Below are 1,448 nucleotides of genomic sequence, written 5' to 3'. Positions count from 1 at the left end.
GTTATGAAAAAAATATTGTTCATTACGCCTATTTTTGGAAGAACGGGCTCGGAAATGATTCTATGGTACCTTTTGAATCACCTTGATCCGAAAGAATACAGAATCTATCTTTTTTCGGAGCAAATGGGGGAGTTATTAAATAAACTGCCGCCTCATGTGAAAACAGCCGTCTCTTATCGGAATAGTAAGGTATGGTATCTTAAACTATTTAGAGGAATCTTAAAAATGTTTGGTATCCATCCGGTAGGTTACCAGTTATCCAGATTGCAAAAGAAATTTAAGGCTGATTTATGGTATGTAAATACGATCACTGTGCCTGGATCTTATGGTGCAGCAAAAAAAAGCAACGTCAAAATCGTTACTCATTTTCATGAGCTTCTGCAGGCCTATAATTTAATAAGATATAATAACTTAAAAGATGTCATTTCTATCTCTGATGTCTGCATCGGATGTTCTGAAGAAGTTTGTGACAGAGTTTTGGATCTTGGACACCGGGATGTACGGCTACAATATAGTTTTATAGATGCAGCAGGAATAAAGCCGGATTTGAATAGGGTTGGTGAACTGAGAAGGGATCTGGGGATTAATCCGGGTGATTTTGTTTGGATTATTTCAGGTACAATTTCTTACATGAAAGGATTAGATCAGATCATTCCCGTTCTTGAACATTTTAAAGGTCAATCTGTAAAAATTATTTGGATAGGGGGTAAACTTGATACAGGACTGCAATATTATGCAGAACAAATTGTTGCCGAAAAATATAAAAATCAATTATTTTTTCCAGGGGGGCAATCTGCTGATTATTATAATTATATGGAGCTTGCTGACGGAATGTTAATCTTATCAAGAGAAGAGTCGTTTTCATTAGTTGCAGTAGAGGCTGTTTATCTGGGAAAGCCCGTTGTAGGATTCAATACAGGCATATTAGGTCAGATTATTAATGAGGAGAATGGTGCATTGAGCAATACAATGGATATTAATGCTGTAATTTCGGGCATGCATATTTTCCATGAACGACCGGTTATTGATCTCGAAAAATCCAGGCAAAATGTATTGAAGTATACTTCTGAGTTTCAATTGCCGCACTTTGAAAGACTATTAAATGAGCTACTGATGTAAGCTAAATTCCCTTTAATTTATTTCCCCATAGAAATTTAAGAATATAGTTTGCTTTACTTGCTGAGCTTTTTACTTGCATATAGAGTAAGATTTTACGGTATTTGATAAAGAAAAACAGGAGTTTAAAGTTGAGGAACTGATGAGCACTGTTCTGGAACAGGTGTAGCATCTTCGATGTAAAAGCAGGGTACTTATTGAAACTAAAATTATTAAAAATTCCTAATCTTGTTAGAAGTTTCTGATAATCGGCTGTGGATTTTTTAATGCGCTTTATCCCCTTCCTTTTCAAAATATCGGTACTTGCAGAAGTATGTTGTCTATATTTAACC

General features: G+C 35.3%; 1 protein-coding gene and 1 pseudogene. One reads left to right on the top strand and one right to left on the bottom strand.

What is annotated here, in order from left to right; all coding sequences use genetic code 11:
- The coding region (locus DBR11_RS21810; protein WP_146186625.1) for a glycosyltransferase family 4 protein at positions 1-1,119 on the top strand (1,119 nt) is incomplete at its 5' end.
- Position 1,120: 1 nt separating this feature from the next.
- On the opposite strand, the pseudogene DBR11_RS30290 reads toward DBR11_RS21810, so the two are convergent.
- A pseudogene (locus DBR11_RS30290) lies at positions 1,121-1,448 on the bottom strand (hypothetical protein); the annotation flags it as partial.

Origin of the sequence: Pedobacter sp. HMWF019 (assembly GCF_003061025.1) — a bacterium.
GTDB lineage: Bacteria > Bacteroidota > Bacteroidia > Sphingobacteriales > Sphingobacteriaceae > Pedobacter.
This window is presented reverse-complemented; position numbering and strand designations above follow the sequence as displayed.